The sequence below is a fragment of the Bacillus sp. CBEL-1 genome (assembly GCF_004348885.1).
Classification (GTDB): Bacteria; Bacillota; Bacilli; order Bacillales; family Bacillaceae_H; genus Priestia; species Priestia aryabhattai_A.
Genome location: NZ_SBIM01000011.1, coordinates 353,292 through 367,212, shown reverse-complemented (window position 1 = coordinate 367,212; position 13,921 = coordinate 353,292). Strand labels below are relative to the sequence as shown.

Annotated in this window: 11 protein-coding genes and 1 rRNA gene; 5 read left to right on the top strand and 7 right to left on the bottom strand. The window is 35.6% G+C overall.

Annotation, left to right across the window (positions count from 1 at the left end):
* From EPL02_RS09990 to dnaA, 7 genes are all read right to left on the bottom strand, one after another.
* A 16S ribosomal RNA gene (locus tag EPL02_RS09990) occupies positions 1-222 on the bottom strand; the annotation flags it as partial.
* A 271-nt stretch (positions 223-493) separates the two neighbouring features.
* Complete coding sequence (gene gyrA, locus EPL02_RS09985; protein ID WP_131887577.1) at positions 494-2,998, bottom strand: DNA gyrase subunit A; 2,505 nt, start codon at positions 2,996-2,998, stop codon at positions 494-496.
* Positions 2,999-3,113: 115 nt separating this feature from the next.
* Positions 3,114-5,030 carry a DNA topoisomerase (ATP-hydrolyzing) subunit B gene (gene gyrB / locus EPL02_RS09980; protein WP_131887587.1) on the bottom strand — a complete coding sequence of 639 codons (1,917 nt, stop codon included), beginning with the start codon at positions 5,028-5,030 and terminating at the stop codon, positions 3,114-3,116.
* A gap of 222 nt (positions 5,031-5,252) precedes the next feature.
* Positions 5,253-6,371, bottom strand: a complete 1,119-nt coding sequence (gene recF, locus EPL02_RS09975) for a DNA replication/repair protein RecF (RefSeq protein WP_094910926.1) — start codon at positions 6,369-6,371, stop codon at positions 5,253-5,255.
* A gap of 15 nt (positions 6,372-6,386) precedes the next feature.
* Positions 6,387-6,602 (bottom strand): S4 domain-containing protein YaaA, encoded by a 216-nt coding sequence (gene yaaA / locus EPL02_RS09970; RefSeq protein ID WP_094911223.1) that lies wholly within the window; start codon positions 6,600-6,602, stop codon positions 6,387-6,389.
* A gap of 103 nt (positions 6,603-6,705) precedes the next feature.
* The gene (gene dnaN / locus EPL02_RS09965) at positions 6,706-7,842 is read right to left on the bottom strand and encodes a DNA polymerase III subunit beta (RefSeq protein ID WP_094910927.1); all 1,137 of its coding nucleotides are present in this window, start codon (positions 7,840-7,842) and stop codon (positions 6,706-6,708) included.
* 195 nt (positions 7,843-8,037) lie between these two features.
* Positions 8,038-9,381 carry a chromosomal replication initiator protein DnaA gene (gene dnaA / locus EPL02_RS09960; RefSeq protein ID WP_131887576.1) on the bottom strand — a complete coding sequence of 448 codons (1,344 nt, stop codon included), beginning with the start codon at positions 9,379-9,381 and terminating at the stop codon, positions 8,038-8,040.
* Between the two features lie 749 nt (positions 9,382-10,130).
* On the opposite strand from dnaA, the gene rpmH reads away from it, so the two are divergent.
* From rpmH to mnmE, 5 genes are all read left to right on the top strand, one after another.
* Positions 10,131-10,265, top strand: a complete 135-nt coding sequence (rpmH, locus tag EPL02_RS09955; protein ID WP_025907870.1) for a 50S ribosomal protein L34 — start codon at positions 10,131-10,133, stop codon at positions 10,263-10,265.
* Positions 10,266-10,376: 111 nt separating this feature from the next.
* Positions 10,377-10,757, top strand: a complete 381-nt coding sequence (rnpA, locus tag EPL02_RS09950; protein ID WP_094910929.1) for a ribonuclease P protein component — start codon at positions 10,377-10,379, stop codon at positions 10,755-10,757.
* Positions 10,758-10,844: 87 nt separating this feature from the next.
* A complete protein-coding gene (gene spoIIIJ, locus EPL02_RS09945; RefSeq protein WP_094910930.1) occupies positions 10,845-11,615 on the top strand; it encodes a YidC family membrane integrase SpoIIIJ in 771 nt (256 codons plus the stop codon).
* Positions 11,612-12,259 (top strand): RNA-binding cell elongation regulator Jag/EloR, encoded by a 648-nt coding sequence (jag, locus tag EPL02_RS09940; RefSeq protein ID WP_131887575.1) that lies wholly within the window; start codon positions 11,612-11,614, stop codon positions 12,257-12,259. The genes spoIIIJ and jag overlap by 4 nt, the downstream gene beginning before the upstream one ends.
* Positions 12,260-12,526: 267 nt before the next feature.
* Positions 12,527-13,915, top strand: a complete 1,389-nt coding sequence (gene mnmE / locus EPL02_RS09935) for a tRNA uridine-5-carboxymethylaminomethyl(34) synthesis GTPase MnmE (RefSeq protein ID WP_094910932.1) — start codon at positions 12,527-12,529, stop codon at positions 13,913-13,915.
* The last annotated feature ends 6 nt before the right edge of the window (positions 13,916-13,921 follow it).

Below are 13,921 nucleotides of genomic sequence, written 5' to 3'. Positions count from 1 at the left end.
CCGAAACCATCTTTCAATTTTCTCTTATGCAAGAAAAAATGTTATCCGGTATTAGCTCCGGTTTCCCGGAGTTATCCCAGTCTTACAGGCAGGTTGCCCACGTGTTACTCACCCGTCCGCCGCTAACGTCATAGAAGCAAGCTTCTAATCAGTTCGCTCGACTTGCATGTATTAGGCACGCCGCCAGCGTTCATCCTGAGCCAGGATCAAACTCTCCGAAGAAATGTTTGACTTGCTCATAAAAGTTTAAAAAATTAACGTTGACGTTTGTCGCTTTGTTCAGTTTTCAAAGAACTCTTTTTTTTAAATCGCTCAAAAGCGACCTCTATAATATAACAAGTTTTGAACTTGTTGTCAACAAGTTTTTGATGTTTTAATATAAAACCTCGTTGCTGACTTTTTCTATACTATCAGATTCCTTTTGATAATACAAGCTTTTTTCTATAGAAAAAATAAAAGGTTTTGGCATAGATGCCAAAACCTTTTACTCTGCTTATTCACTTTCAGGTAATTCATCACTTGTCATGTCTAATTCCGATTCACTGTCTTCATCAAGTTCCTCATCTTCTTCTGATGTTTGAACTTTTGCTACAGTAGAAACAAACTCACTATCTCCTAAACGGATGACTTTAACTCCTTGAGTGTTTCTGCCCATTTGAGAAATTCCAGAAACAGACAGACGAATTAACACACCGCTGACTGTAATTACCATAATCTCTTCACCGGATGTTACACACTTCAACGCGACTACATCACCATTTTTGTCTGTGATATTACATGTTCTTAAACCTTTACCGCCTCGAGTCTGTATGCGGTATTCATTAGCTGGTGTTCTCTTACCATATCCATTCTTTGTAATAATTAAGATATCTGATTCTTCTTCAAGAATCTCCATCCCAATTACTTCATCTTCTGAATCAAGAGTAATTCCTTTTACACCAGTCGCAGTTCTTCCCATTGAACGGACATCGTTCTCGTTAAAACGAATTAACATGCCGTTTTTAGTACCAATAACCATGTCTCTTTTGCCATCTGTTAGCTTTACAGAGATTAACTCATCCTCTTCTCGTAAACTTAATGCAATTAAGCCACTATTACGGATGTTTTCAAAAGAAGATAATGGGGTACGTTTTGAGATACCTTGTTTTGTAGTAAAGAATAAATACCAATCATCTACAAACTCATCTACTCGAATAATCGCATTGACCCATTCACCTTTATCTACTTCTAACAGATTAATAATAGGAATTCCTTTAGCAGTTCTTCCATACTCCGGAATTTCATATCCTTTTGTCTTGTATACTTTACCTTTATTCGTAAAGAATAAAATTGTATCGTGTGTAGAAGTTGTTAAAAGATGTTCAACAAAATCATCTTCATTCGTATTCATTCCTTGAATACCACGCCCACCACGCTTTTGACTCTTATAAGTGGATACAGGCAATCGTTTAATATATCCATTATGTGTTAGACTAATAACAATATCTTGTCTTGGAATAAGATCTTCATCTTCAATAACTTCTGAACCACCCGCTATAATTTCTGTACGACGACCATCATTAAAGCGATCTTTAACTTCCATTAATTCTTCACGAATAATTTCCAACACTTTTTCGTTATCCGCTAGAATTGCTTTTAATTCAGCAATCAGTGCTAGTAAAGACTGATACTCAGCTTCAATCTTCTCACGTTCTAATCCCGTAAGTTTTTGCAGACGCATATCTAAGATGGCTTGTGCCTGCTTTTCACTTAATGAGAATTGTGTCATTAATCCTTCTCTAGCAATATCCGTTGTTTGAGAAGCTCTAATTAACGCAATAACAGCATCCAGGTTGTCTAAAGCAATTTTTAAGCCTTCTAAAATATGTGCACGCGCTTCTGCTTTTCTTAATTCAAACTCAGTACGTCTACGAATAACGACAACTTGGTGATCTAAATAATACTGTAAACATTGTTTTAAGTTTAAAACCTTTGGCTGTCCTTCAACTAAAGCAAGCATATTAATACCAAAGCTTGTTTGTAAAGACGTTTGTTTATATAAGTTATTTAGTAAGACATTTGCATTTGCATCTCTTCGAACTTCAATAACAATACGCATACCAGATCGATCAGATTCATCACGTAAATCTGTAATACCCTCAATCTTTTTATCCCTAGCAAGTTCTGCAATTTTTTCGATAAGTTTAGCTTTATTCACTTGATAAGGAAGCTCATTAACAATAATGATCTGCTTTCCATTTGGCTGCTCTTCAATCTCTACTTTGGCACGAATAATAATAGAGCCTTTTCCTGTTTCATAAGCTTTCCGAATTCCACTTCTACCTAAAATTTGACCTGCAGTTGGAAAATCTGGCCCAGGTATAATTTCCATTAGCTCTGGAATTGTAATATCTTGATTTTTACTAATAGCTAGTACGCCATCAATTACTTCTCCTAATTGATGAGGAGGAATATTTGTTGCCATCCCTACAGCAATACCCGCTGAGCCGTTTACAAGTAAGTTAGGAAACCTAGCCGGTAATACAACTGGCTCTCTCTCAGATCCATCATAGTTATCTTGATAATCTATAGTATCTTTGTTGATATCTCTTAATAATTCCATAGAAATTTTGGACATTCTTGCTTCTGTATAACGCATCGCTGCTGCTGAATCGCCATCGATAGAACCGAAGTTACCATGACCATCTACAAGCATATTACGATAGCTAAAATCTTGTGCCATACGTACCATTGTTTCATAGACAGCTGAGTCACCATGAGGATGATACTTACCTATAACTTCTCCTACGATACGAGCTGATTTTTTAAATGGTTTATCCGAAGTCATACCTAAGTCATTCATCGCATACAAAATACGACGATGAACCGGCTTTAAGCCATCACGTACGTCTGGAAGTGCACGTGAAACAATAACGCTCATTGCATAATCTAAAAACGAAGAACGCATTTCTTGGCTAATATTTACTTCTGTAATTTGAGAGTTTGGTTTATCTGACATCGATAAGAACCTCCTTCACGAAGTTCAGTATAGTAGTTCACATATGTAAACGCAGGATAGAAACAAATCTACCCTGCCGTTTAACATTCTTTTTAATTCTTTAAAAATGCTTTATTTAAATATCTAAATTTTTAACGTATTTTGCATTTTCTTCAATGAAGTTACGACGTGGTTCAACCTTGTCCCCCATTAGAATTTCAAATGTTTCGTCTGCCTCAATTGCATCTTGTAAGCTGACTTGTAGAAGCGTACGCGTATCTGGATCCATTGTTGTTTCCCAAAGTTGCTCTGGGTTCATCTCTCCTAAACCTTTATAACGTTGTAAGTTAGGCTTAGATCCTTCTGAAAACGTTGGAAGAATTTCTTCTAACTGCTTATCGTTGTACGCATATTCTACGCGTTTCCCTTGTGAAATCTTATATAGTGGTGGCTGTGCGATATAAATGTAACCTGATTCAATAATCTGTCTCATATAACGATAAAAGAACGTTAACAATAGTGTACGGATATGAGCTCCATCAACATCAGCGTCTGTCATAATAACAAGTTTATGATAACGTGCCTTAGAGATATCAAAATCTTCTCCAATTCCTGTGCCTAATGCTGTAATGATTGTACGAATCTCATTATTAGATAAAATTTTATCTAACCTTGCCTTCTCAACGTTAATAATCTTACCACGCAGAGGTAAAATCGCTTGGAAATGACGACTACGTCCTTGCTTAGCCGAACCACCTGCAGAATCACCCTCTACAATGTACAATTCACTAATTGAAGGATCTTTTGAAGAACAATCTGCCAATTTACCAGGTAGATTTGAGATTTCTAAAGCACTTTTTCTTCTTGTTAATTCTCGTGCTTTTTTAGCTGCCATTCGAGCACGTGCAGCCATAACCCCTTTTTCAACGATTTTCTTCGCTACCACTGGATTTTCTAGTAGGTATGTTTCAAAGTGTTCTGCAAACACAGAGTCTGTAATTGTTCTTGCTTCACTATTTCCTAGCTTTGTTTTTGTTTGACCTTCAAATTGAGGGTCCGGATGTTTAATTGAAATGATTGCCGTAATTCCTTCACGAACATCTTCACCTGTAAGATTTGTATCACTATCTTTAAACACATTATTCTTACGCGCATAATCATTAATAGCACGCGTTAAAGCAGTTTTAAACCCTGCTTCATGTGTACCACCTTCATAGGTGTGGATGTTGTTTGCAAAAGAGTACAGATTACTTGTGTAGCTATCATTGTATTGAATAGCAATTTCAACTGAGATACTATCACGATTTCCCTCAATGTAGATTGGTTCTTCATGTACTACTTCTTTTGAACGATTTAAATGTTCAACATATGATTTAATACCACCTTCATAGTGGTATTCACGTACCTTATTTTCTTCACGCTTATCTTCAATTGTGATTTTAATTCCACGATTTAAGAAAGCCAATTCACGTAATCGGTTAGCTAATGTATCAAAATCATACTCTAACGTTTCGGTAAAAATTTCACCATCTGGTTGGAAGTGAATAACTGTACCGGTTTTATCAGTTTCACCGGTTACTTCTAAATCTGCTACAGGAACTCCGCGCTCAAATTTTTGATAGTGTACTTTCCCATCTCGGTGTACATTTACTTCCAAATAAGTAGAAAGTGCATTTACAACAGATGCTCCCACACCATGTAAGCCACCGGAAACCTTATATCCACCACCGCCAAATTTACCTCCAGCGTGAAGAACTGTTAAGATAACTTCAACAGCAGGTCGTCCCATTTTTTCATGCATACCAACAGGAATTCCACGCCCATTATCTTTAACTGTGATGCTATTATCTTTCTCAATTATGACGTTGATTTCATCACAATAACCAGCTAGCGCTTCATCGATACTATTATCAACAATTTCCCATACCAGGTGGTGTAAACCTTTAGCACTCGTAGAGCCGATATACATCCCCGGACGTTTTCGTACTGCTTCTAACCCTTCCAACACTTGTATCTGGTCAGCATCATATGATTGCTTTTCTTTTTGTTCCATTGCCAAATGTATCACCTACACTTTTCATTAACAGCGAACTGTTTATAGTTGTATTCTTATAACGTATCTTAAAAATAATCGAATGGAAACCACTTAGGAGCTTCAGACAAGCAAAGCTCATCTTTCATAATTTTGAGGGTAAGTTTTAAAACATTAGACTTAAAACTATAATGATACCATACTTTGTTGAAATTAACGTTGAAAAGCTGTCAGTATAAAAAACTATTTAATTTTTTGTATGACACCAGCCTCTACTGCAAATGTAGCAGCTTTGTCTAATGTTTCATGATGAATTCCTTCAATACTTGTGGTTGTAACAAAAGTTTGAACCTTTCCTTGTATCGTGTTTAACAGATGCGACTGACGAAAATCATCCAGCTCTGATAAAACGTCATCCAGCAATAAAATGGGATACTCACCAATCTCTTGGTTAATCAGCTCAATTTCAGCCAATTTTAAAGACAAAGCGGTCGTACGCTGCTGCCCTTGAGACCCAAAAGTTTGAACATCCTTTTCATTGACGTAAAACAGTAGGTCATCTCGATGAGGGCCAATTAAAGTGACACCCCTATCAATTTCTCTACTTTTTATTTTATCAAATTTTTCATGATATGCTTCTATCATTTTCGACAAATCTGCATCTTCTGATACATCAATCGAATTTTTATACTCGATACGTAAGTTTTCAAGCCCTCTACTGATTCCAAAATGGATAGGTTCGGCCCATTTTTGTAAAAGCTGTAAGAACTCAAATCGTTTTTTTAAGATCCGAGCTGCCACTTCTGTAAGCTGAGAAGTTAAGACATCGAGCAAAGATAAATCAGATTGCTTTCGGGTCTGCAGTTGTTTTAAATATTGATTCCTCTGCTGTAAAACTTTTTGATACTTGCTTAAGTCGTGCATGTATACAGGGGAAACTTGGCCAATTTCCATATCAATAAATCTTCTCCGTACTTGAGGACTCCCCTTTACTAAGTTCAAATCCTCTGGAGCAAACATAACTGTATTCATGGCCCCGATATATTGACTTAACTTTTGTTGCTCAATGTAATTATATTTTGCTTTTTTCCCTTTTGTTGAAATGATTAAATCCAACGTCACAGGTCCACGCTCTTTTTCTACAACACCAGAAATCTTTGCAAATTCACTTTCCCATTTTATTAATTCTTTATCGTTAGACGTACGATGTGATTTTGCCATTGATAAAACAAAGATTGATTCCATAATGTTTGTTTTTCCTTGCGCATTTTCTCCTAGAATGACATTTACCTTATTTTCAAAAGCAACCGTTGTTTTTTCATAATTACGATAGTTTGTTAACGCAAGTTCTTTAATGTACAAACCATTCACCAACTCTTAAGATATAATAATAAACTCACCCATGTCTGGGATTGTTATTTGATCGCCTGGATATAGCTTTCGACCGCGGCGTTCTTCTAACTCACCGTTCACATACACTTCATGTTCACTTAAAAACCATTTCACCATTCCACCAGTCTGAATAACATCAGCTAACTTTAAGAACTGACCTAGTGCAATATATTCCGTTGAAATTTCAATTTCTGTTTTCATCATAGTCCGCTCACTTCCCTAATTATTTTACTTATCATTATTCTACTAAATAATTGTCCTTGAGAAAAGAAAGCTACTAGAAACAATCTAGTAGCTTTCAACATCAATATGTTCTAACCGGTAAAATCAGCTGTAACATTGAGTCATTCTCTAATGTTCGAATAACAAATGGTCGCATAGCCCCGGTAAAGTTAATTTTAATATCTGTGCCTTCAAGGGCTTTTAATGCATCAAGCATATATTTTGCACTAAATGAAATCTTTAAATCTTCGCCAACAATTGATTCACTTTGAACTTCTTCAATAACTTTACCAATCTCCGGAGAATTCGATGAAATTTCAACAATCCCATCTGGTAAAGTTGATAACTTTACTACGTTATTACGTCCTTCTCTTGCCAACAGCGAAGCGCGATCAATAGATTGAAGAAACTCTTTAACGTTTAAAACAACGTCTGTCTTACTGTCAGCTGGAATCAGGCGAGAGGTATCTGGATAGTTTCCATCTAGTAAACGTGAAAAGAATAAAAGGTGCTTCGTTTTAAATAAAACTTGATTTTCAGTCATGACGATATCAACTAGTTCATTAGAATCATCTAAAATTTTACTGAATTCACTTAAACTCTTTCCTGGAATAACAACATTGTAAGAAACTTCATGTTCAGATTGAATATTTGCTTTACGCAATGCTAAACGATGGCTATCTGTTGCAATACACGTTAACGCTTTACCTTCCACCTTCCAGTTTACACCTGTCAAGATAGGGCGTGTTTCTGAGGTGGACACCGCAAAGACAGTTTGTCGAATCATGTTTTTAAGTAAATCCGTAGGAATCTTAAACACGTTATTCTCTTCAATTTGTGGTAAATGTGGGTACTCTTCAGCATCTAAACCATTTAAATTAAATTCTGCTTTTCCAGAACGAATAATTGTTAAGAATAAATTTTGAACATCTAATTCTACAACTTCTTTTGGTAATTTCTTTACGATTTCACTGAAGAAACGAGCTGGTAAGACAACACTTCCCGTTTTCTCTATTTCTACAATTTCTTTTCCATCTTCTTCTTTTGGGATGAATGATTCAATAGAAATATCAGAGTCACTTCCTGTAAGTGTAACTCCTTCTTCCGTTGTAACAATTTTGATTCCTGTCAAAATAGGGATCGTTGTACGAGATGAAACAGCCTTCATTACATCCTGAACACTTTGAACCAAATAGTCTTTTTGAATTTTAAATTTCATGGAATCCTTCCTCCTTTTTTACTTTAAAAGTCGGTTTAAACAGCTTATTTATTTATTATAAAAAAAGTAGTAGTAGTAATAGGGGGTGTGGAAATGTGGATAACCCCTTCAAACGCCAGTACACAGCCTATCCACCTGTGGACAGACTGTGTACAATCCTACCTCACTTATACACAAAAAACAAGAGAGAAAAAATTAGATCTTTAAAGAGTCACTGATTTCTTTAATGTGTTTTTGTAGCTGCGAATCGGTTTGAACCAACTTTGAAATCTTTTCATGAGCATGAATAACTGTAGTGTGATCTCGTCCTCCAAATTCTTCTCCAATCTTTGGTAACGAGAAGTCTGTAAGCTCACGAGATAAGTACATTGCAATCTGCCTTGGAAAAGCAACAGATTTTGTTCGTTTTTTTGCTTTAAAGTCTTCAAGCTTTACATTAAACTGCTGTCCGACTATTTGTTGGATATCTTGAATGGTAATAACTTTGGGCTTTGAACTTGGAATGATATCTTTTAAAGCTTCAGCAGCTAAGTCAGCATTAATATCTTTATTAATTAAAGAAGAGTATGCTACTACACGGATTAAAGCACCCTCTAATTCACGAATATTTGAATCGATCTGATTGGCGATATAAAGCATTACTTCGTTAGGAATTACTAAGCCGTCAGCTTTTGCTTTTTTACGTAAAATAGCAATCCTCGTTTCAAGATCTGGTGGCGTAATGTCTGTAATTAAACCCCATTCAAACCTAGAGCGAAGACGATCTTCTAAAGTTGGTATCTCTTTTGGCGGTCTATCGCTTGAGATAACAATTTGTTTACTTTCTTCATGTAACGTATTAAACGTATGGAAAAACTCTTCTTGTGTTTGTTCTTTACCAGCTAAAAATTGAATATCATCTATAAGTAAAACGTCGACATTTCTATATTTATTACGAAACTCCACTGCTTTGTTGTCACGAATTGAGTTAATAAATTCATTCGTGAATTTCTCAGAAGATAGGTATACAACTTTAGCATCAGGATTATGATCAAGCACATAGTGACCGATTGCGTGCATGAGGTGGGTTTTCCCAAGCCCTACTCCTCCATAGATAAAAAGTGGATTGTAAGCTTTAGCTGGTGCTTCTGCAACTGCTAAGGAAGCAGCATGAGCAAAGCGGTTACCAGAACCAATAACAAAAGTATCAAACGTATATTTGGAATTAAGCATACTTTGTGGGAATTCGTGTCCATCTTCCTTGCTTACATTCTTTTTAGGAGGAGTTAAATCAAACTCTTCTTCAGATTGATTTAACGGGATAATAAATTTTACATCTAGTTCTTCCCCAGTCAAATCGTACAATGTTTCAGCAATTAAGTTAGAATATCTAGACTCTAGCCAATCTCTGGCAAAGTCATTGGGTGCTGTGATAATAAGTGTATCACCTTGTAAAGCATGAGCTTTTGTTGATTTTAACCATGTTTCAAAACTAGGTTTACTCAACTTCTTTTCAATTTCAGCCAATGCTCCGTTCCATAAATCATGAATATTTTCCAAAGAAGTAAGCCTCCTTTTCCATCAGAATAACGACTTGTACAACTTTTGTACAATCTTTAAAATCGTTTATGCATATAAAATTTATATTTATTCAATTGCTATTATGTGGGTAAATATATATTATAGAAGAAAAGCAACTATTCGACATATTCCACATGTTGTGGATAACAGTTCATAACAAGGGTGGAAAACATGTCCACAACTTTTCCACAATATGTGGATAAAGATGATATGTGGAAAAGTAATTAAGAGTGAAAACAAAAATATAATATCAAAGAATAACGGTTGTTGCAACGGATTTTCGAAACTTATCCACAATCACTACACCTTGTGGAGTAAAGTTTTCCACAACACAAGATGATGTGTACCACTTGTCGATAAGCGAAGTGGATTATTAAATTTGTCGAAAAAACTTATCCACAATACAAAAAACGACTTTTTATGAATAAAACCTTAGAAAAATGTCGTAGTTTTGTTTAAGTGTTTGAAAATGAGGAAGGGATTAAGATAATCGGTACTTTAAGGAGAGGTAGAAAGCTATCCATAAAAAAGAAGAAGGAAAGTATGGATTTACTATGGACAAGTGGACAGCAACAATATTACAATGGAGAAGATTTTAAGAAGACTGTTGAGAAAAGGATTTAGGAAGAGCATTTATTATTTTATAAATAACATTGCAATTTCTACTTATTTTCATTATAATAGTTAGGACTGTCTTTTTCAGTTATTCCTCGAGGAGGTGTTTATAGATGAAAAGAACTTACCAACCAAACAGACGTAAGCGTAGCAAGGTACACGGTTTCCGCTCTCGTATGAGCTCAGCAAACGGACGTAAAGTTTTAGCTCGTCGTCGTCGTAAAGGAAGAAAAGTATTATCAGCATAATAGACCACTGAGACGTCAGTGGTCTTTTTTTCACTTAATGGACAAGTTTGCCTCTAATCCTTTATGGAATTCATGGTGGAAACGTGCCTGAAAAAGGGTAGGAGTGTTGAAATGAAAAAAAAATATCGGATCAAGAAAAATGAAGAGTTTCAAAAGGTTTTTCAAAAAGGACATTCATTTGCGAACCGTCAATTTGTTATATATGTACTAGACCAACCAGAGCTTCAGCATTTCCGTGTTGGTTTTTCCGTCGGTAAAAAAATTGGAAACGCTGTTACTCGAAATCGAGTAAAGCGATTAGCTCGTCAAGTCATGTTTGAAATTGCCCCATATCTCAAACAGGATAAAGATTATATTGTGATAGCTAGAAAACCAGCAGCCGAGATGGAATATGAGGAAGTGAAAAAAAGTTTACAGCATGTATTTAAAAGAGCGAAGCTTTATCATCATAGGCTCAACAGTTCACGAACTGAAGAAGAGAACTCTCAATAAATGTTGTTTTTCTACTATATCCTTATATAATGGTGTTTGACAAACTTTCAGTTTTGGAAGTTGGAACTTATTAAAGGAGGAGCAAAGGTGAGAAAGAAAGTTTTACTAGGAATTACACTTGTCTTTCTTTTGACGGTTTTGGCTGGATGTACGGAAATTAATCAGCCAATTACTGCTGATAGCAAAGGCTTTTGGAATGAGTATGTTGTTTATCCACTTTCTATGGTAATCGTATACTTTGCGAATTTACTTGGTAGCTACGGTTTTTCCATCGTCATTGTTACTATTCTAATTCGATTATTAATTTTACCTTTAATGGTTAAACAAATGAAAAACACAAAAGCAATGCAGGTTTTGCAACCTGAAATGCAAAAATTAAAGGAAAAGTATAGCTCAAAAGATGCAAAAACTCAGCAAAAGTTACAGCAAGAGACCATGCAACTTTTCCAAAAGTACAATGTAAATCCTCTAGCAGGTTGTTTTCCAATCTTGATTCAGATGCCAATATTGATTGGTATATTTCATGCTATTACTAGAACTGAAGAGATTGCAAACAACAGCTTTTTATGGTTTGACTTGGGTTCACGTGACCCATATTTTGCATTACCAATCATTGCAGGAATTACAACATTTATTCAACAGAAGATGATGATGGCGGGAAATGCAAATCAGAATCCTCAAATGGCTATGCTTTTATGGTTAATGCCAATTATGATTGTGGTTTTTGCAATTAATTTCCCAGCAGCTTTATCATTATATTGGGTTGTCGGAAACATCTTTATGATTGTACAGACGTACTTTATCAAAGGACCAGATTTAAAAGCAGGCTCAGCAACCCCTCAAGGAGCTAAAAAATGAAAGATATAACGGTAACAGCTCCAACTGTTGAAGAAGCCGTCAATCAAGCTCTTTCAAAGCTAAATATTTCAAGAGAAAAAGCAGAGATTACCGTTGTTGAACAAGGGAAAAAAGGTTTCTTAGGGATTTTTAAAGGTAAACCTTTTGTTGTTCATGTGAAAAAAATAATGGATCCTGTTGAAGAAGCTGTATCATTTATTAAAGATGTAACAGCGCAAATGGGAATTGAAGCAGCAATTGAAGTGAAAAAAACATCAAGACAATGTGAAATTCATATCTCAAGTTCTTCGATTGGTCTATTAATTGGTAAACGTGGACAAACGATTAACGCACTCCAACTTTTAACACAACTGGTAGCAAACCGTTATAGTAAACACTATTTTAAAATTACTCTGAATGCAGAGAATTACCGTGAGAGAAGAGAAGAAACACTGGTTCAGTTAGCGGAGAAAATGGCCCATCAAGTACTACGCACAAATCGATCCGTGCAGTTAGAAGCTATGCCTGCACATGAGCGAAAAGTTATTCATCAAGCACTTGCTAAGAATAAAAAAGTAGAGACTTTATCCGTTGGAGAAGAACCAAAGCGATGTGTACTCATGCGTCCTGTACATTCAGTCTTTAAAAGTACTAATCACAAGTGATTAGTGCTTTTTTTATGTGTAAAAAAACAAAAACAAAAGATAGCAATTGTTATTCACATGTGGATAAGTTAAAATAATACGTACTGTTTATTTTGAGGTTGTGCATAACTGCTATTCGTTTTTTTATTGATTGAATTGTGGTATCCTAGTTAGTTGATTGCCTTAATTTTAATAAGGTATGTTTTTGTTTTTATAAAAATGTGAACGATAGTAAAAAATCGTTTTAATAATAGCATAATTAGTCCAAAGGGATGAGGTGAAACTCAAATGTTAGATTTTGATACTATTGCTGCAATTTCTACTCCAATGGGAGAAGGCGCAATTGCAATTGTAAGATTAAGTGGAGAAGAAGCGGTAAGTATTGCGGATCGTGTTTTTAAGAGTGTTTCAAATAAAAGATTAAATGAAGTACCTTCTCATACCATTCATTACGGTCACATTGTTGATCCTAAAAATGGACAAACGATTGAAGAGGTTATGCTTTCTATTATGAAAGGCCCTAAAACGTTTACGAGAGAAGACATTATTGAGATTAACTGCCATGGAGGAATTGTTTCTGTGAATCGTGTGTTGCAGCTTGTTTTGGCAAATGGCGCACGTCTGGCAGAACCAGGGGAGTTCACAAAGCGTGCTTTTTTAAACGGTCGTATCGATTTATCACAAGCAGAAGCAGTCATGGATTTAATTCGTGCTAAAACAGATAAAGCGATGAATGTAGCAATTGGACAGATGGAAGGTCGACTTTCTAACTTAATCCGCCGTTTGCGTCAAGAAATTCTTGAAACGCTTGCTCATGTGGAAGTAAACATTGATTACCCTGAATATGATGATGTTGAAGAAATGACCCATCGTGTATTAATTGAAAAAGCGACTCGAGTTCGAAATGAGATTGATAACCTTCTACAAACATCTCAGCAAGGTAAAATTTTACGTGAAGGGTTAGCAACAGTGATTGTAGGTCGTCCAAACGTTGGTAAATCTTCACTTTTGAATAGCTTAGTTCAAGATACTAAGGCAATTGTAACAGACATTCCTGGAACTACTCGCGACGTAATTGAGGAATATGTTAATGTTCGTGGCGTACCACTACGCCTAGTAGATACAGCTGGAATTCGCGAAACAGAAGATATTGTTGAACGAATTGGAGTAGAGCGTTCTAGACAATACTTACAAGAAGCGGATTTAATTTTACTTGTTCTCAATTATAATGAAGAGTTAACAGACGAAGATCGTAAACTGTTTGAAGCAGTTAAAGGAATGGATTACATTGTCATTGTTAATAAGACAGACTTAGAGCAAAAACTAGATATGACTGCAGTGAAAAATCTTGCTGGAAATCGTTCAGTTGTCACAACTTCTCTGTTGCAAGAACAAGGGATTTCAGAGCTAGAGGAAGCTATTTCTTCTCTGTTCTTTACTGGAACAATTGAGTCACAAGATTTAACTTATTTATCAAATACAAGACATATTGCATTACTAGCACAAGCGCAAAACGCAATCAATGAAGCAATTGAAGGAATTGAAAGTGGAGTTCCAATTGATATTGTTCAAATTGATTTAACAAGAACGTGGGAGCTGCTTGGAGAAATTATTGGTGATGCTGTGCATGAAAGTTTAATTGATCAGCTATTTTCTCAATTTTGTCTTGGGAAATAAAGAATT

What these genes read in the sequence shown, in the direction of transcription:
- gyrA (WP_131887577.1), bottom strand. Translation starts at nt 2,998, where the DNA reads ATGTCAGATAAACCAAACTCTCAAATTACAGAAGTAAATATTAGCCAA.
- gyrB (WP_131887587.1), bottom strand. Translation starts at nt 5,030, where the DNA reads ATGGAACAAAAAGAAAAGCAATCATATGATGCTGACCAGATACAAGTG.
- yaaA (WP_094911223.1), bottom strand. Translation starts at nt 6,602, where the DNA reads ATGAAAACAGAAATTGAAATTTCAACGGAATATATTGCACTAGGTCAG.
- dnaN (WP_094910927.1), bottom strand. Translation starts at nt 7,842, where the DNA reads ATGAAATTTAAAATTCAAAAAGACTATTTGGTTCAAAGTGTTCAGGAT.
- rpmH (WP_025907870.1), top strand. Translation starts at nt 10,131, where the DNA reads ATGAAAAGAACTTACCAACCAAACAGACGTAAGCGTAGCAAGGTACAC.
- rnpA (WP_094910929.1), top strand. Translation starts at nt 10,377, where the DNA reads ATGAAAAAAAAATATCGGATCAAGAAAAATGAAGAGTTTCAAAAGGTT.
- jag (WP_131887575.1), top strand. Translation starts at nt 11,612, where the DNA reads ATGAAAGATATAACGGTAACAGCTCCAACTGTTGAAGAAGCCGTCAAT.
- mnmE (WP_094910932.1), top strand. Translation starts at nt 12,527, where the DNA reads ATGTTAGATTTTGATACTATTGCTGCAATTTCTACTCCAATGGGAGAA.